Source organism: Tateyamaria sp. (assembly GCF_059783535.1).
Genome location: NZ_JBYNDP010000025.1, coordinates 1 through 16,145 on the forward strand (window position 1 = coordinate 1; position 16,145 = coordinate 16,145).

Consider the following 16,145-nt stretch of genomic DNA (forward strand, 5'->3'; position numbering starts at 1 on the left):
CGACGGCCGGCATCTCGGTCACGCGCGCGGGAACAGCCCCCGCAATGCCGCACCGATCAGAGGTGGACGCGCTGTTCTGAGCCCCCAAGCATGGTAGACCTGCCAAGGCATTGAAAAGAAAATGTATTATTCGAATCTCAGCAAGTCTGTCCGTCGGAGTTGAGCCATTCTGTGATGGGTTCGAAATATCGGCGGCGCGACAAGGTGAGCGCACTTGAAGGGAGCCAAGTCAACAATCCTGCGTATGAATTCAGGACAGTTTTGCAAATCATCTGCATCGCGTCGCTGCTTAATGAGCTCGTTTGGTATGCGCACCACTTCGACTGCGCGGGATGCAGGCAGTGTTGGTCATCGAAACGCCGCAAAATCTACGTTTTGGTCTTCTCACCTCGATCTGTCCGTCGTCAAACTTGGCTTCAGCTCGAAACCAGCATTCCGGATGCGTCAGGTCCAATTCGCTCCGAAGACAGCGAAAGGAGTGGTAGATCGCGTCATAGACAGGAAAACCAGACAGCGCGCGAAGGGCCTTGGCAAAAGCCTCTTTTCGGCTTCTCAAGTCAATCAAGCGAGCAGCTTGTCAAAGGAACATATCGAACATGAAGTACAAAACTGGGAATCCACGGCGAACACAGCTCCGCTGAGACGCTGACTGCCCCCAAAAATGCATAGTCAGAACAGCCACGCCAGGTTCGTCATCGATCAGATCGCGTTGCTGATGCCCGTAACCGGCGTGGCAACACCGGTGATGGCGGACAGCGCTTTTTGGAATTGCGTGTAGGGGGCCTCGGCCGCATACAGAATGTCTCCGTCTCTGATGTTGAACCGTCCGCCAAAGAACAGACCAGATGGTTGGGTCAGATCAAAGGCATAAATAGCTTGCTGCTGGCCGTTGAAAGCCGCGCCTGCCAATTGTCGTAAGCGCTCCGGCGGCTCTTCGCGCAGGACAAATACGCTGTTGGGATAGCCCGATTGCGGGGCCAATCCGCCAACGAGGCCAAGCGCCTCAATCAGGTTGATCGTTGGTTTCGGAAACTCGACAAGGGCCTGACCGGTCACCGCGCCGATCGCGGTAAAGGCGCGGCGGTCCTGCCGGACCGTGATCTGATCCCCGGGGACCAGAGCAATGTCAAACCGCGGCTCTGCCAAAAGATCATCCAGCCAAATGCTACCAGTTGTCTGGCCACGCTGCACCAGAACCTCGGTCAATTCGGATTCGACCGTAAGGCCACCGGCCTTGGCCAGCATCGCCCGCAATGTCCGGGCAGACCGATCAATGGGATAAACACCCTGCGCCGCTATGTTGCCCAAGACCGTGACCGTCGCGCCGTTGCCTGGCAGGCGCGCGATCATGATCTGGGGGTCCGGGGTTTGGGCTGACATCTCCTCTGACAGATCTAGACGCAGTTGTTCTGTCGTGAGGCCCGCCGCCTGAACCCGCCCGGCATAAGGGACAAATATGGCCCCCTGATCATCCACCTGCACCTCGGTCAGCGTGGTAGATCCACCAACCGTTTCAAACAGCCCATCATCGACGTTTTCCCAGATCGTCACGTTCAACAGATCGCCGGAAGAGATCAACTCCGCGTCGATGCGGCCACGCGCCAGAAAGCTGTTTGGAAATCCACTGCGGGCGCTGAAGTCTTCTGGCCCCGCCACGCGTGCAACATTCGCATCGACCGGAACAGCCAGCACTTCGGCATTCAGCGCTTCTGCCGATGCAAGTATTTCACGTGCATTCGGTCCGGGACGTGGCAAACCGCACGCGACAAGGACACAACACAGAAGCCCGAATTGGAGTGTTTTTCGCACCATCTTGATACCGCCGAAACAAGTCTTGCGCACCTTTCGGTGCTGCCGAAAAAACGAGCCGCTCAAATACCAACGCGGGAAAAGGTCTGCCGCACATCCGGCCCTGTCCCGAGCCAGCCGGCAATCACATTTGCAACATGGTCCACGATCCGAACGCGTTGGGTTTGTCCCGCTGCCTCCGCGTCCAAAGCCTGCTGCCCACTAAACGCAACAAGGTCCGCCGACACGTCCGGCTCCGTCGCCAGAACCACACCGCTGCGCGCATCGACGACCTGAATAGCAAAGTTGATGTTGTGCACACCCGCAGCAGAAAGCTGTCTCCGCGTTCGATCTGTCACGGCGTGAAAGCGGTCCACCGTTATGCGCAGATCGACAGGACGCCCCCGGTTCTGCAACCCCGCTGCCCCCTTTTCGACGGCCTCGCGCATAATGCGTTCGACCTGCGCATGGCGATCACCGGGAAGCTCACCGCGCCACACGATATCTGCTTCTGCCGAAAACGTATTGGCCTCGGTGACGGTCAGCGTCCTGGGTACGTCCACAGATACAGAATTCAGTCGCCAACCACTTGATTGTTCTGCGCTGGGGTTCTGATCGTAACTTGTTTCCCAAACCTGCGTACAAGCCGAAAGCGCAAAGGCCGCAAAAAACCCTAAGCTGACCTTCCAAAAGGCACGAACGCTACCTGTCAAACCCAAAGACACAGCCCTATGCACTTCGAAACCCCCAGCTCTGAGAAACATAACTCCGCACACGAAAACATCCGAACGTCGGCAATGATGCAGCTTCTTCAACGCAAGAAGGGAAAACAGGACACACGCACAGCAGCACGTGATCCACACGCCTCATGTCCCCCAATGCGCGGCACCTGGCAGCTTGTCCGGCATGCAGCACTTTTCTACCGTAGCGAGTGGCGCCACCACTTAACAAGATGGTCAATTTCAACCGGAACAATTCCGCCGACGCGCGAAGAGGTTAGACATCTCCGTCATCAAAACGATCAACACAAACTGGCTATCAGTACTTGCTACTCCGTGCGCCAACCTATTGAATCACGGCAACATTCCGCACACCCATAACACGCCAACAGATGTCATTTTGATGGATGCACCGATTAAATCCGATCTTTTCTAGCTGCTGACCCGTCACAAATACGGTGATCAGCTCCCAGCGATGATCAGCCGCTTGTAAGCTGCGCGCAGCCGCAGGAACACCGGACCGGCCTTGCCGCCGCCAATTACACGACCGTCAATTTCGAACACGGGCGTTTGCGCGCCAAAAGTGCCTGTCAGGAACGCCTCGTCCGCCGCATAGGTGTCGACAAGGGAATAGTTGCGCTCAAAGACCGGAATGTTCTCGGCCTGGCACAGATCGATGACCTTCTGCCGGGTGATGCCGTTCATGCAGTAGTCCCCGGTGGACGTCCAAACCTCGCCCTTCTTCACGACAAAGAAGTTGCAGGCATTGGTGGTGTTCACAAATCCAAACGGGTCCAGCATCAACGCTTCGTCTGCCCCTGCCCGCACGGCATGGTTCAGGGCAATGATGCAATTGAGTTTGGAATGCGAATTCAGTTTCGCATCCTGTGTCAGTGGCAGTCCCCGGTGATGCGGCACCGTATGGAGGCGAATGCCACGCTCGACCACGCTCTCATCAGGTTTCGAATGCTCGGCGATGATGACAATGGTCGACCCCCACAGGCTCAGATGCGGGTGCTGGAACGGCTTGGTCTTGCGACCTCGCGTCACCATTAGGCGGATGTGCACATCCGTCTCCATCTCATTGGCCGCTAGCGTGTCCCAAACGGCCTGCTTCAACGCCGCGCGGTCCAGCCCAATCTCGATCTCGGTATAGGCGGATGCCTCGAACAACCGATCCAGATGATCGTCTAAGAACGGGATATGCCCATCATACAGGCGCAACCCTTCCCAGATCCCATCGCCCAGCATGAAGCCACTGTCATAGACCGACACAACGGCCTCCGCCCGCGGAACAATGCGCCCGTCAACGTAGATCAGGATGTGATCGTTGCGATCATCTGCCGCCGCATCATGGGTCGAGATAGGTGTGTCTGTCATGGATGGCCCCCTTGCAGAACCTCATGCCACCGGAGTGCCATAGGGGGCAAGAGCGCGCAGTGGATCGCACTGGCCGGATTGGGACACTCGCGCGCCTACAGGTGCGCCATCAATTCAATCCGATTGCCAAACGGATCAAAGACATAGGTGCGCGCAAACCCATCCAAAGGCTGGTCGTCAACGCACGCAAACCCTGCCGCGTCGCACCGCTCCCGCAACTGGGGCAGATCATCAACCACAAAGGCGGGATGCGCCTTCGTTGCCGGACGGAAATCCTGCATCACGCCTAGATGCACCTTCACATCACCATGCTGAAACCAGCAACCACCGCGCGTTGCCAGGTTCTCTGGCTTCGAAGCCTCGGAAAGGCCCAGAACGCCCGCATAGAAGCGTCTCGCGGCCTCCTCCTCGCCCTGCGGCATCGCAAGTTGCACATGATGAATGGTCTTGAGCATGAAGTTCCTCGGGTGTGGTTGCAGCTCAAGCTGCCGTTTCGCACGAAAAAGCGAAAGCAAGTGCGGTGAAAAGAAGCGGAGCTTTGCCCAAACATGGCCCATGCACGGATCAGAGCATCGCGAAACGGCTTACCTGTAAAAGCACATTTGCTTCGCTTGCTACACCTTGCCATTCTGCGTGCAACCGCCCAGAGCCGGACAGCCTACAACAGAGAAGCTCATTATGATCGGGTACGTGACACTCGGAACCGACGATCTGGCCAAGGCCAAGGCATTCTATGCTCCGCTTTTTGAACACATGAAGCTCCCGGTCTGCTTTGAAGACGCGCAAGTCGTGTCCTGGGGCGACAAGGACGATGAAACCGTGCCGCGCTTCTTCGTGTGCTATCCGTTCGATGACAGGCCCGCCTCTACTGGCAACGGGACCATGACAGCATTCCGGGTAAAAACCGCGTCAGATGTCGACATTTTGTACGAGGCTGCCATGCGCGGCGGTGGCACGGATGAAGGAAAACCCGGGTTCCGTCCCGAAATGTACGGGGACAAGTTCTATGTGGCCTATGTGCGCGATCTGGATGGAAACAAGCTCGCCTTTGCCTGTTATGATGGCAAGGCAAACCCATAGATTTCAACAGGATACACGCATGGCAGCTGCGCGGCAGAACGAACGCGTTGCAATTGCTGCCCTGCCCGTATTGTGTGTTTGCACCCGACTGTTGCCTTTGACATTGTGCGCCCATGAGCACCACATATTCCATCCGTTCCAACCGTCTGATTGCCACCTTCGATCCCGACGGGGCGCGCATGCGCAGCCTGTGTTTGGACAATGGGCCAAACCTTGTTCTGGACGTAAATGATACAACGTCCCAAGAGCTGCGTGATGCCTATGGTGGCACCATCGTGGGACCGCTTGCCAACCGTGTTCGCGGGGGACAAGTATTTATCGGGGAAACGGTGTATAAGATGCCGTTGAACGAAAACGGGTCCACGGCGCTTCACAGCGGGCCAGATGGGCTGGACCGGGCGATCTGGTCCGTCGCCGCGCAGGATCGCACCGCACTGCAATTGACCCATCACTTGTCAGACGGCCATGGCGGTTTGCCGGGAAATCGGGACATCGAGCTGTGGTTCGAGGTGGCCGACAACACTCTGACCGTGCGCATCACGATGACAACGGATGCCCCGACACCTGCCTCCATTGCGCACCACCCCTACTGGCGGGTCACGCCCGAGCACACGCTTCTCATCCACGCCACGCACTATCTCCCCACGGATAATGCCAATCTGCCAACAGGCGTCATTGCGCCTGTTGAGGATACCCCGTTTGATCACCGGACCGCGCGGCCCATCGACCCAGGCACAGACCATAATTTCTGCGTGGCCGAACAGGCAATGGCTCAGCCAGCCCTCATGGCGACACTGACAATGCCATCTCATAGTCTTGAGATTGCCAGCACCGAACCGGGGCTGCAGGTCTATTCCGGTGCGTTCCTTCCTACGATCCCCGAAGCGGACATTGCGCCGCTGACGGGTGTTGCGCTTGAACCTCAGGGCTGGCCGGATGCCGTGAACCACACCGACTTCCCAAGTGTGATCTGCACGCCCGATCACCCCTATTCACAAATCACACAGTACACCCTGCAACCCGCCACATAATTGCCACATTTGAACCATCCCGGCGGCACAATTCCGTGCTGGGCTGTGTTCTACCGCGTACACGAACGCGGTGTGTTCAATGTATGAGGTGCCAAAATGTCGAGCAAAGAACGTCCCAAACCCCCCAAACCGGGGTCCAAGAAGGACAGCAAACCAGCGCCCTATTTCACAGACTACGCCAGCATCTGATCGCAGGTGACACCACCCGGGGCTACGGCTAATCTTGCGCCATGAGCGATCCCGTTTCTTCGATCCGCAATCTTGGCCCGGCCATGGACGCGGCCTGTGCCAAGGCTGGCATACCGGATGCAGACACCTTGCGCACCCTTGGTGCCGACGATGCTTATGCCCGCCTGCTGCGGTCTGGCATGCGCCCGCATTTCATCGGCTACTACGTGCTGGTCATGGGATTGCAGGGACGCCCATGGAACGATTGCAAGGGCGAAGAGAAGAAAGCGCTGCGCAAACGTTTTGACGCGATCAAAGCCCAAGCCTTTGACAAGGGGCTCAGCGATTTCGAACGAACCTTGAACGAGATCGGCGTCATCGCCAAAGCCTAACCTGCACATTTGGTGCAACGCACGGTGCAGTGACGCGACCTTAACCCGAAACACCAACAGCCTTTGCCGCGCAACATGTTGTGTCAGAGCCTCTGATTGCCCAAAGCCGGTGTACGGGGGGTGCACAGAGGATGCACGCAAGGTGCATATGGAATGCCGGAAAGACTTCCAGATAAATGCTATCGGTTACAGATGGTTGAAGCGTGAACTTCATTCGCAGACAAGCGAAAAAAAACACGCGTCGCCCGCACGCCCCACTAACCCTTGCTCAACAAAAGAAAACCGGCGCACCCTTGGGGCACGCCGGTGTTCTGTCTCTGTACGGTATGCGCGGTTGGCTTAGCCCACCAGCTCCAGACCCGAGAAGAAATACGCGATCTCAACCGCAGCTGTCTCAGGTGCGTCCGACCCGTGGACCGAGTTCTCACCAACGCTCTCGGCAAACTCGGCACGGATGGTGCCTGGGGCCGCGTCGGCAGGGTTGGTCGCGCCCATTACTTCGCGGTTCTTAGCAATGGCGCCCTCGCCTTCCAGAACCTGCGCCACGATCGGCTCGGAGGCCATAAACTCACACAGTTCGTCATAGAACGGACGCTCCGCGTGCACCTTGTAGAACTCGCCAGCCTGCGCCTTGGTCAGGTGGATGCGTTTTTGCGCCACGATGCGCAGGCCAGCCTCTTCGAACTTGGCATTGATCTTGCCCGTCAGGTTGCGGCGGGTTGCATCGGGTTTGATGATGGAAAAGGTGCGCTCGAGGGCCATGGGTGTCTCCTGTCAGCCGCGGCCGGGACCGTCCCGGCGCGAAAATCTGCGCCCCCGTATCATGGGGTTTTCTGGTTGGAAACCCCTGTCTCACCCTGCTCCCAAGCGGCCGCGGCCAGCGCCGCTGCCAGTGCCAAACCCAACGCTGTAAGGATCAACAACAGCAAGCCCTGCGGTGTCGCCACATCGCCCAGTACGGCAGTGGTCACCCAACTCAGTGCCGCCCCCAGCCCAAGCGCAATCGCTCCGCTTACACCCGACGCACTGCCGGCAAGGTCGGGCCGAACAGACAGGGCACCCGCATTGGCATTGGCCAGTGACAGCCCGTTGCCAATTCCGGCAACAACTGTGCTCAGAAACAACGGCGCGACGGATGCTCCGCCATTCATGTAATAGATGATCGCCGCACCAACCGCGAAAATGGGCAAGATCCGCCCCAGCAGGATCAAACGCATGGGCTCGATCCTTTCGACCAGCCTTGCCGACAGGCCAGCGCCCAGCATGAACCCCGCTGTTGTTGATCCAAGTGCGATCCCGATCTGCGCTGGCTCCAGACCAAACACGTCCGCCGCAACAAACGGTGCCCCTGTCAGAAACATGTAGAACGCACCGACCCCCAGTGCCTGAATCCCCACATAGGCCCAAAACAGCCGCTCCCGCAGCAGCGCGCCCACGCGCATCGATCGACCCGGTCCGGGGGTATGCGTCTCTCCCAAATCCCGTAGGCACCACAGCAGCAGTCCACCTCCAAGCACGGCGTAGGTCACAAAGACGGACCGCCAGCCAAATGCCGTTTCCAAGAGCCCGCCCAGCATGGGCGCCAGCATCGGCGCAATGGCCATGGCCGACGCAATCAGTGACAGTTTCGCCGCCGCCCGCCGCCCATCGTACATGTCCCGCACCACGGCAGATGCCAGAATGCCACCGCCCACCGCCACGGCCTGACCGGTCCGTGCAATCAGAAAAAGAGTGATGTTCTCAGCCATAAGGCATAGCACCGACGCCACCGCATAAAGTACCAGAAGTCCAAGGATGACAGGCCGCCGCCCCAACCTGTCTGACAGGGGCCCAAGCAACAATTGCAGCACCGCCGCCGCAAGCATGTAGAGCGAGATCGACCGCCCCATAACCGCCTCGGACACGCCAAACGCTTCGCGCATGGCCGGCAAGGCGGGCAAGAACATGTTCAACGTCAGCACGCTCAGCGCTGTCAGCAGAACAAGGGTTGCAAGGTGCGGTTGAGTTCGGGTCATCCGCAGGGGCTAGCACGCCCCTGCCCCCTCTGCTAGAGCGCCGCCATGCTGCGGATATCTGACATCACCTACGCCATTGCGGGCCGCCCCCTTTTCGAGGGGGCCAGCGCCGTCATCCCCGACGGTCACAAGGTTGGCCTCGTCGGCCGCAACGGCACGGGCAAGACCACGCTCTTTCGCCTGATCCGAGGGGAATTGGCGCTGGAGTCTGGCGATATCGCGCTTCCGTCCGGTGCGCGCATCGGCGGCGTAGCGCAAGAAGTTCCAGCCTCCGACACATCCCTGATTGATACTGTTCTAGCGGCAGATACAGAACGCGCTGCCTTACTCGCCGAGGACACTGATGACGCCGGCCGCATCGCCGAAATCCAGACACGTCTGGCCGACATCGACGCTTGGTCGGCCGAGGCACGGGCAGCTACGATCCTCAAGGGCCTCGGTTTTGACGACGATGAGCAACTCAAGCCCTGCGCTGACTTCTCTGGCGGATGGCGTATGCGTGTCGCACTCGCCGCTGTGCTCTTTGCCCAGCCAGACCTGCTGCTGCTTGACGAACCCACCAACTATCTCGACCTCGAAGGGGCGCTTTGGCTGGAAAGTTATCTGGCGAAGTACCCCCACACCGTCGTCATCATCAGCCACGACCGCGGCCTGCTGAACCGGGCCGTCGGCAGCATCCTGCACCTCGAGGACCGCAAGCTGACCTACTATCAGGGCCCTTATGATCAGTTCGCCCGACAACGAGCCGAAAAGCTCACACTTGCAGCCGCTCAGGCCAAAAAACAGGAAGCGCGCCGCGCCCACCTGCAATCCTATGTGGACCGGTTCCGCTACAAGGCTGACAAGGCGCGACAGGCACAATCCCGGCTCAAGGCGTTGGCAAAGATGCAGCCCATCACAACTCCGCAAGAAGCGGGTCTGAAACGGTTCGACTTCCCTAACCCCGAAGAATTGTCACCGCCCATCATTCACCTCGACGGCTCCAGCACCGGCTATGGCGACACGACCGTTCTGTCCAAACTGAGTCTGCGGATTGATCAGGACGACCGCATCGCGCTGCTGGGCAAGAACGGTCAGGGCAAATCCACCTTGTCCAAGCTGCTCAATGATCGCCTGCCTTCCATGTCCGGCAAGATGACCAAATCATCCAAACTGCGGATCGGCTACTTCGCGCAGCATCAAGTGGATGAGCTGCATGTGGACGAAACCCCGCTCGACCACCTACGCCGCGAACGCCCCGCTGAAACACCCGCCAAATGGCGCGCACGGCTGTCGGGATTCGGACTGATGGCCGAACAGGCGGACATGCTGGTCGGCCAACTCTCAGGCGGCCAAAAGGCGCGGCTGTCGCTCCTGCTGGCAACGCTAGACGCCCCGCACATGCTGATCCTCGACGAGCCCACCAACCACCTCGACATCGAAAGCCGCGAGGCACTGGTCGAAGCGCTCACCAACTACACGGGCGCGGTGATCCTGGTTAGCCATGACATGCACCTGCTCGAACTCGTGGCGGACAGACTGTGGCTGGTGTCGAACGGTACAGTCAAACCGTTCGAGGACGACCTCGAAGCCTACCGAAAGCTCCTGCTCAGTGACGGCAAACCCGCAAAGAGGGCCAAGACCGAAGCCCCCAAGGCCAAGAAGCCCAGCCGCGACGCATTGCTGGCACTGCGCTCGGAAGTGCGCAAATCCGAGGCGCGTGTGGAAAAGCTGAACCAGATGCGGGACAAGCTTGCCGACAAGCTAGCCGACCCGGACCTGTACGAAGACGAAAACATCTCAGAAATGGAAGTCTGGCAAAAGAAGTACGCCGAAGTGATGGACGCGCTTGACCGTGCCGAAAGCATCTGGATGCAAGATCTGGAAAAACTCGAAACCGCCGAACGGGCCTGATACTTCTTCTGGCTCAAAATACCTCGGGGAGTGTGAGGGGCAGCGCCCCTCATTCAAAACAAAAGGAACGCGCCAGTGGCGCACATTCTGGCAATAGCATGATCGATACCGCTTTCCTCATCACCGCCTTCGTAACCATGTTCGTGGTCATCGATCCCATCGGCCTCGCCCCGCTTTTCGTGGCCCTGACCCAAGGAGTACCCGAACGCCAGCGGAGGGCGATTGCTTTGCGGGCCTGCGCCATCGGCATGATCATCCTTATTGTATTCGCCCTGTTTGGCGAGGCGGTGCTGGGCTTTGTTGGCATCTCCATGCCAGCCTTCCGGGTCGCGGGTGGCGTCCTGCTCTTTCTCACCGCGCTTGATATGCTGTTCGAACGGCGCACCAAGCGCCGCGAGGACCAGGCCGAGGATGACGATCACAATGACCCGTCCGTTTTCCCCCTCGCCATCCCGCTGATCGCCGGTCCCGGCGCCATCGCGTCTGTCATTCTACTGACCGGCCAGAGGCCCGGAGTTGAAGGACTGGCGCTCGTACTGGCGATCACCGCTTTGGTGCTAGGTGTTTGCCTAGTCCTTTTTCTCGCGTCGAGCATGCTTGAACGCGCATTAGGCAAAACCGGGATCACGGTCGTGACGCGCCTGCTAGGCATGTTGCTTGCCGCGCTTTCAGTCCAGTTTGTGTTGGATGGTCTAAGCAACTTCGGACTGATGCCAGGCTAACAAACCCGGACACTTGCTATATATGTGACCTATGAGCGGCGATAGTATTGCACAACTGATCTACCTTGGAACCTTCGCGCTGGTGTTGGGGGGCGGTTTTCTTCTGACCTCAAAACTCAAGCTGGGCCAGACAATGCAGATGGCGGCGATCTGGGCTCTGATCTTTATCGGAGCAGTCGCGGTTGTGGGGCTGTGGGGTGATATTCAGGATGATCTGCTGGCCAATCAGACCCGCTTTGATGACAGCGGCACCATCACCATCCCGCGCAGCTTTGACGGGCATTACTACCTGACCCTCGACATCAACGGCCAGTCCACGGACTTCATCATCGACACCGGCGCGACGGATATCGTGCTGAACCGTGCCGATGCGGCCGCCGCTGGGCTGGACCCCGCAAACCTGAACTTCCTTGGTCGCGCTGCCACGGCCAATGGTGAGGTGCGCACAGCACCGGTTCGCCTTGATACAGTCGCCATCGGCCCGCACGAAGACACCAACGTACCGGCCGTCGTCAACGACGGTGCGCTTGATCAATCGTTGCTCGGAATGGGGTATTTGCAGCGCTGGGGTCGGATTGAAATCGCAGGTGGGGAAATGACGCTCAGCCGCTAGGCTGACCTGGAAACTCCCCAAAAGGGACTTTCAGGTCTCGGCCTTCTTCTCCCACCGGCCACTTTCTTCGGACCAGTATTGAGCAGAGGCACCGGCGTCTTTTAATGCCTTCCACTGCCCCCGGGCCAGATCCAGCGCAGCAGGATCATTCCCATCAAACAGAACGCAGACCCGATCCAGCTGCGCCACCTCTTCAGTGGTAATTTCAGCCCCGTCTATGCTCATCACACAAGTCGCCCCGTTTGGAGCAGGCCCGGTAGTCAGCAAAATCGGCTGGTCGGCATCATGCGGGCCACCGGCCATTCCGTGCGGCAGAAAGCCTTCGTCGGCGCCCAGCCACAGCTTTTCATCCAGCCAGCTCAAGCGACCGATATCCGGCCCACGGACGGCCACACGCCAACCCGCTTGCAGGGACTTGCCCAAAAGCATGGTCAGCGTGTCCTCAAGCGGTCGCCGCGTCAGGTGATAGAAATAGGCAGCCCCCATGTCACTCCGTCTCGTATCCATCGGCCACAAGGCGGCTCAATGCCATCACACCCCAGCCGGTCGCACCTGCGGGTGCCAATGCGGTCGCTGACTTGACCGATGCCACACCGGCAATGTCCAGATGGATCCAGGGCGTTTCAGATTTGACAAAACGTTGCAGGAATTGCGCGGCAGTGACGGAGCCTGCTGGCCGACCACCGATGTTTTTCATATCCGCAATCCGCGACTTCAGAAGATCATCATAGGCTTTGCCCAACGGCATGCGCCATGCCCCTTCATGCTCCTTGTCCGCCGCTTTCAAGAACGCATTGCAGAAGTCATCATTGTTGGAAAACACACCTGCGTTCTCGTGTCCCAAACCGATGATGATTGCGCCAGTCAGCGTCGCCAGATCAATCAAGCCAGCCGGTTCAAAGCGCTCTTGAGCGTACCACATGACATCGCACAAGACCAAGCGACCCTCGGCATCGGTATTGATGATCTCGACCGTGTCCCCTTTCATCGAAGTCACGACGTCTCCGGGCCGGGTCGCATTGCCGGAGGGCATGTTTTCAACCAACCCGACCAATCCGACTACGTTTGCTTTGGCCTTGCGCTTGGCGAGGGCGCGCATCGTACCTGCGACGACACCGGCACCCCCCATATCCATGGTCATGTCTTCCATGCCCGCCGCAGGTTTCAGGCTGATGCCGCCGGTATCAAACACGACACCCTTGCCCACCAGCGCCAACGGTGCGGCATCCTTGGCCCCGCCTTTCCATTGCATGACCACGACTTTGGATGGGCTGTCTGACCCCTGCCCCACGGACAAAAGCGTGCGCATACCCAGTCGCTCCAGATCGGCCTCTTCCAGAACCTCAACCTCGAGCCCGAGGTCCTTCATATCAGCCAGACGATTGGCGAATTCAGTTGTGGTGAGCACGTTGGCTGGCTCATTGACGAGATCGCGCGTCATGAACGTGCCGTCCGCAATGGCCATCAGCGGCGCGGCCGCTGCTTCGGCCTCTTCCGGTTTTGAGCACATGACCGACACACCCGTATCCTTGGCTTCTGCATCTGTCTTGTGAGCCGAAAAATCATAATCACGCATCACCAACCCGAACACGATCTCGGCGATGCGCCGCGCACCGTCGGCGGCAAGAAGCACAGCCTTGCCGCCGCGCAGTTTTCCGAGGGCCGAACCGGCTTTGCGTGCATCTTCGATAGAATGGTTGCGCGCCAGGCAGATCACATCGAGCGCTTCCGCGGCCAGGCCAACAGGCCAATTAAAGGTCGTGACCTGCCCCGCCTTGACCTTCTCGAACCCTTCACTGTCGACAAACCGTTGAATTGCCCCCTTTGTAAGGCGGTTCACGCGACGCGCGCTTTGCTCCAACTTGCCTTCGGGCGTGACAATCACGGCCACCCGCCCCTCGTGCCCGGCGATGGCGTCCAGATCTGTGGCGGTGAAGGTGACGGGGGTCAGGTCAGTCATCATATGCTCCGGTGGTTTGTTTCAGACAGACGTAACCCGGCGCTGCCGCACTGACCAGTAGAATGGACAGTTTAGGAGTTTTCCCCGTCGATCCGTTGAGATAGGTTCGCGACACACGCTGCCGCGTCTCATTGTAACAAAAAGACACAACCGGGGGACCATTGGTCAAGTTCGACCGCTATATGTTGTCACAGCTTCTGTGGCTCTTTGGCTTTTTCGCCCTTGTGCTGGTGGCCGTGTTCTGGATCAACCGGGCGGTGCAATTGTTTGATCGCCTGATCGGTGACGGACAAACAGCGCTGGTTTTCCTGGAGTTTTCCGCCCTTGGTTTGCCACGCCTGATCACGACGGTTCTGCCAATCGCGACCTTTGCAGCTGCCGTTTACGTTACCAATCGCATGAACAACGAGAGCGAACTGACGGTGATGCAGTCAACTGGCTCATCTCCATGGAGACTTGCGCGACCTGTCGCCGTGTTTGGCTTGATTTCGGCGCTGATGATGTCCGTTCTCAGCCACATACTTGTTCCCGCCGCAGGCCAGCAACTGTCGGAACGCGAAGTCGAAATATCCCAGAATGTCACTTCTCGTCTACTGACGGAAGGCACGTTTCTAAGCCCGACTCGCGGCGTTACCTTTTACACGCGTGCCATTGGCGAGGACGGCGTTTTGCAGGATGTGTTCCTCGCAGATCGACGCGCCCCGAACGAGCGCGTGATCTACACGGCCGCCGAGGCATACCTCATACGCAATGGCGATGGCACATCCCTAATCATGGTGGACGGGCTTGCTCAGCGCCTTGCAACGTCTGACAATCGGCTCTCAACCGCGAAATTTCAGGATTTCTCCTTCGATATTTCGCCACTGATGATCACCGATGAACAGGTCGCACCATCACTTCAATTCCTGCGCACTGATGCACTGCTGACCAACTGGGATGCGTTGGCTACGTCTTTGGGGACAACAACTGGCTCGATCGCCGAGGAGTTACACAGCCGCTTCGCCCGTGCCGCATTTTGCTTTGTCACGGCCATGATCGGCTTTGCGACGCTTCTCGTTGGTGGGTATTCGCGTTTTGGCGTTTGGCGCGAGATTGTCATCGCCTTTCTCTTGCTGATCGCACTCGATGGAATGCGCAGTACATTGTCTGGCCCCGTTTTGGCCGACGCACGTATGTGGCCGATCCTCTATACACCTTCAGTCATCGGGTTGGCACTGATCACCGGGCTGCTTTGGGCCTCATCAGGCGGTGGTAACAAGCTGCGTAGATTGCGGGGGCGCTTTACATGATACTGCACCTTTACTTCGCGCGCCGTTTTGCTCTGGCTCTGCTCACAATCGCGGCAGTTTTGACCGCTCTTGTGGTTCTCGTCGATCTCATTGATCAGACCCGTGAGTTCGCGAAATTCGGTGTTGGATTTGGTCAACGGATTGGCCTGACCATGCTCAACGTGCCGAAGACCCTCAATCAGATCCTGCCTTTGATCATGATACTTGGGACGATCGCCCTTTTCATATCTCTGGCCCGGTCGTCCGAATTGGTGGTGACACGCGCGGCAGGACGGTCCGCGATACGCGCCCTTATTGGCCCGGTGGCGGTTTCCATCGTTATCGGAGTTCTGGCCACGACAACACTTGGTCCCATCGTTGCCGCCACATCCAAGCAGTACGCCACCCTCGCCGAAACCTACCGCTCAGGAGGTGTATCTGCGGTATCCATTTCAGAGGAAGGTCTTTGGCTCCGGCAAGGCGGAGAGACCGGCCAGACCGTTATCCGCGCAGCGCGATCAAATGCAGACGCGTCCGTACTCTATGACGTAACATTCGTTGCCTATGCGCCCAATGGCGGTCCCGTCCGTCGAATCGAGGCCGGTAGCGCAGCACTGCGGGACGGTGCGTGGTCGTTGCGCAATGCAAAGGCCTGGCCTCTCGCCACAGGCATCAATCCAGAAGCAAACGCGCTTGAGCAGGCTGTCCTCGAGATCCCTTCGACCCTGACGCTGGACGGCATCCGCGAACGTCTTGGCACACCGGCGGGTGTATCAATTTGGGATATGCCCGAGTTCATCGCGCAGTTGGAACAGGCAGGATTTTCGGCTCGCAAGCATGTGGTTTGGATGCAATCTGAGCTCGCGCGCCCGATCTTTCTCATGGGCATGGTTCTAGTTGCCGCAGCGTTCACGATGCGCCATACCCGCTTTGGGGGGACCGGCACGGCTGTGCTGGCTGCAGTCTTGTTGGGGTTTGGTTTGTACTTCATCCGGAGCTTTGCACAGATACTGGGTGAAAATGGCCAGATACCAGTGCTTTTGGCGGCATGGGCACCACCGGTGGCCTCCATCCTTCTGGCAATGGGTCTTCTATTGCAGGCCGAGGACGGGTGAC

16 protein-coding genes are annotated in these 16,145 nt (G+C 58.6%); 8 read left to right on the forward strand and 8 right to left on the reverse strand.

Features of this window, described 5'->3' with window-relative positions; all coding sequences use genetic code 11:
- Positions 1-699: 699 nt before the first annotated feature.
- The 4 genes from AC6RA8_RS07305 to AC6RA8_RS07320 form a co-directional block, all read right to left on the reverse strand.
- Entirely contained in the window at positions 700-1,842 is a 1,143-nt protein-coding gene (locus AC6RA8_RS07305; protein ID WP_500351621.1) for a polysaccharide biosynthesis/export family protein, read from the reverse strand.
- A gap of 29 nt (positions 1,843-1,871) precedes the next feature.
- Positions 1,872-2,552 carry a DUF6778 family protein gene (locus AC6RA8_RS07310; protein WP_500351623.1) on the reverse strand — a complete coding sequence of 227 codons (681 nt, stop codon included), beginning with the start codon at positions 2,550-2,552 and terminating at the stop codon, positions 1,872-1,874.
- Positions 2,553-2,969: 417 nt separating this feature from the next.
- Positions 2,970-3,887 (reverse strand): aminotransferase class IV, encoded by a 918-nt coding sequence (locus tag AC6RA8_RS07315; protein ID WP_500351625.1) that lies wholly within the window; start codon positions 3,885-3,887, stop codon positions 2,970-2,972.
- Positions 3,888-3,982: 95 nt separating this feature from the next.
- Entirely contained in the window at positions 3,983-4,342 is a 360-nt protein-coding gene (locus tag AC6RA8_RS07320) for a VOC family protein (RefSeq protein ID WP_500351626.1), read from the reverse strand.
- Between the two features lie 235 nt (positions 4,343-4,577).
- Here AC6RA8_RS07320 and AC6RA8_RS07325 point away from each other — a divergent pair, with 235 nt between their 5' ends.
- The 3 genes from AC6RA8_RS07325 to AC6RA8_RS07335 all read left to right on the forward strand — a co-directional run bounded on the left by AC6RA8_RS07325 (position 4,578) and on the right by AC6RA8_RS07335 (position 6,558).
- Positions 4,578-4,967 carry a VOC family protein gene (locus AC6RA8_RS07325; protein WP_500351628.1) on the forward strand — a complete coding sequence of 130 codons (390 nt, stop codon included), beginning with the start codon at positions 4,578-4,580 and terminating at the stop codon, positions 4,965-4,967.
- 113 nt (positions 4,968-5,080) lie between these two features.
- The gene (locus AC6RA8_RS07330) at positions 5,081-5,998 is read left to right on the forward strand and encodes an aldose epimerase family protein (RefSeq protein ID WP_500351629.1); all 918 of its coding nucleotides are present in this window, start codon (positions 5,081-5,083) and stop codon (positions 5,996-5,998) included.
- Positions 5,999-6,228: 230 nt separating this feature from the next.
- A complete protein-coding gene (locus AC6RA8_RS07335; RefSeq protein ID WP_500351631.1) occupies positions 6,229-6,558 on the forward strand; it encodes a TfoX/Sxy family protein in 330 nt (109 codons plus the stop codon).
- 339 nt (positions 6,559-6,897) lie between these two features.
- Here AC6RA8_RS07335 and ndk read toward each other — a convergent pair whose 3' ends face one another.
- Both ndk and AC6RA8_RS07345 read right to left on the reverse strand, forming a co-directional pair.
- On the reverse strand, positions 6,898-7,320 hold the full coding sequence (ndk, locus tag AC6RA8_RS07340; protein ID WP_189368420.1) for a nucleoside-diphosphate kinase: 423 nt from the start codon (positions 7,318-7,320) through the stop codon (positions 6,898-6,900).
- 59 nt (positions 7,321-7,379) lie between these two features.
- On the reverse strand, positions 7,380-8,573 hold the full coding sequence (locus AC6RA8_RS07345) for a multidrug effflux MFS transporter (RefSeq protein ID WP_500351634.1): 1,194 nt from the start codon (positions 8,571-8,573) through the stop codon (positions 7,380-7,382).
- Between the two features lie 45 nt (positions 8,574-8,618).
- Here AC6RA8_RS07345 and AC6RA8_RS07350 point away from each other — a divergent pair, with 45 nt between their 5' ends.
- The 3 genes from AC6RA8_RS07350 (at position 8,619) to AC6RA8_RS07360 (ending at position 11,801) form a co-directional block, all read left to right on the forward strand.
- Complete coding sequence (locus tag AC6RA8_RS07350; RefSeq protein ID WP_500351636.1) at positions 8,619-10,466, forward strand: ABC-F family ATP-binding cassette domain-containing protein; 1,848 nt, start codon at positions 8,619-8,621, stop codon at positions 10,464-10,466.
- A gap of 98 nt (positions 10,467-10,564) precedes the next feature.
- Positions 10,565-11,188: a MarC family protein gene (locus AC6RA8_RS07355; protein WP_500351637.1), complete on the forward strand. Its 624-nt coding sequence runs from the start codon at positions 10,565-10,567 to the stop codon at positions 11,186-11,188.
- Between the two features lie 31 nt (positions 11,189-11,219).
- Positions 11,220-11,801, forward strand: a complete 582-nt coding sequence (locus AC6RA8_RS07360; protein WP_500351639.1) for a retropepsin-like aspartic protease family protein — start codon at positions 11,220-11,222, stop codon at positions 11,799-11,801.
- Positions 11,802-11,831: 30 nt separating this feature from the next.
- Here the strand turns inward: AC6RA8_RS07360 and AC6RA8_RS07365 are convergent, their stop codons facing one another.
- Positions 11,832-12,287, reverse strand: a complete 456-nt coding sequence (locus tag AC6RA8_RS07365) for a DNA polymerase III subunit chi (protein ID WP_500351640.1) — start codon at positions 12,285-12,287, stop codon at positions 11,832-11,834.
- Position 12,288: 1 nt separating this feature from the next.
- A complete protein-coding gene (locus AC6RA8_RS07370) occupies positions 12,289-13,761 on the reverse strand; it encodes a leucyl aminopeptidase (protein ID WP_500351641.1) in 1,473 nt (490 codons plus the stop codon).
- 161 nt (positions 13,762-13,922) lie between these two features.
- Here AC6RA8_RS07370 and lptF point away from each other — a divergent pair, with 161 nt between their 5' ends.
- Positions 13,923-15,050, forward strand: a complete 1,128-nt coding sequence (lptF, locus tag AC6RA8_RS07375) for an LPS export ABC transporter permease LptF (protein WP_500351642.1) — start codon at positions 13,923-13,925, stop codon at positions 15,048-15,050.
- The gene (gene lptG, locus AC6RA8_RS07380) at positions 15,047-16,144 is read left to right on the forward strand and encodes an LPS export ABC transporter permease LptG (protein ID WP_500351643.1); all 1,098 of its coding nucleotides are present in this window, start codon (positions 15,047-15,049) and stop codon (positions 16,142-16,144) included. The genes lptF and lptG overlap by 4 nt, the downstream gene beginning before the upstream one ends.
- Position 16,145: the final 1 nt, after the last annotated feature.

Excerpts from the sequence above, each read along its gene's own strand:
- AC6RA8_RS07310 (WP_500351623.1), bottom strand. The coding sequence starts at position 2,552 with ATGTTTCTCAGAGCTGGGGGTTTCGAAGTGCATAGGGCTGTGTCTTTG.
- AC6RA8_RS07315 (WP_500351625.1), bottom strand. The coding sequence starts at position 3,887 with ATGACAGACACACCTATCTCGACCCATGATGCGGCGGCAGATGATCGC.
- AC6RA8_RS07320 (WP_500351626.1), bottom strand. The coding sequence starts at position 4,342 with ATGCTCAAGACCATTCATCATGTGCAACTTGCGATGCCGCAGGGCGAG.
- AC6RA8_RS07330 (WP_500351629.1), top strand. The coding sequence starts at position 5,081 with ATGAGCACCACATATTCCATCCGTTCCAACCGTCTGATTGCCACCTTC.
- AC6RA8_RS07335 (WP_500351631.1), top strand. The coding sequence starts at position 6,229 with ATGAGCGATCCCGTTTCTTCGATCCGCAATCTTGGCCCGGCCATGGAC.
- ndk (WP_189368420.1), bottom strand. The coding sequence starts at position 7,320 with ATGGCCCTCGAGCGCACCTTTTCCATCATCAAACCCGATGCAACCCGC.
- AC6RA8_RS07345 (WP_500351634.1), bottom strand. The coding sequence starts at position 8,573 with ATGACCCGAACTCAACCGCACCTTGCAACCCTTGTTCTGCTGACAGCG.
- AC6RA8_RS07350 (WP_500351636.1), top strand. The coding sequence starts at position 8,619 with ATGCTGCGGATATCTGACATCACCTACGCCATTGCGGGCCGCCCCCTT.
- AC6RA8_RS07355 (WP_500351637.1), top strand. The coding sequence starts at position 10,565 with ATGATCGATACCGCTTTCCTCATCACCGCCTTCGTAACCATGTTCGTG.
- AC6RA8_RS07360 (WP_500351639.1), top strand. The coding sequence starts at position 11,220 with ATGAGCGGCGATAGTATTGCACAACTGATCTACCTTGGAACCTTCGCG.
- AC6RA8_RS07365 (WP_500351640.1), bottom strand. The coding sequence starts at position 12,287 with ATGGGGGCTGCCTATTTCTATCACCTGACGCGGCGACCGCTTGAGGAC.
- AC6RA8_RS07370 (WP_500351641.1), bottom strand. The coding sequence starts at position 13,761 with ATGACTGACCTGACCCCCGTCACCTTCACCGCCACAGATCTGGACGCC.
- lptG (WP_500351643.1), top strand. The coding sequence starts at position 15,047 with ATGATACTGCACCTTTACTTCGCGCGCCGTTTTGCTCTGGCTCTGCTC.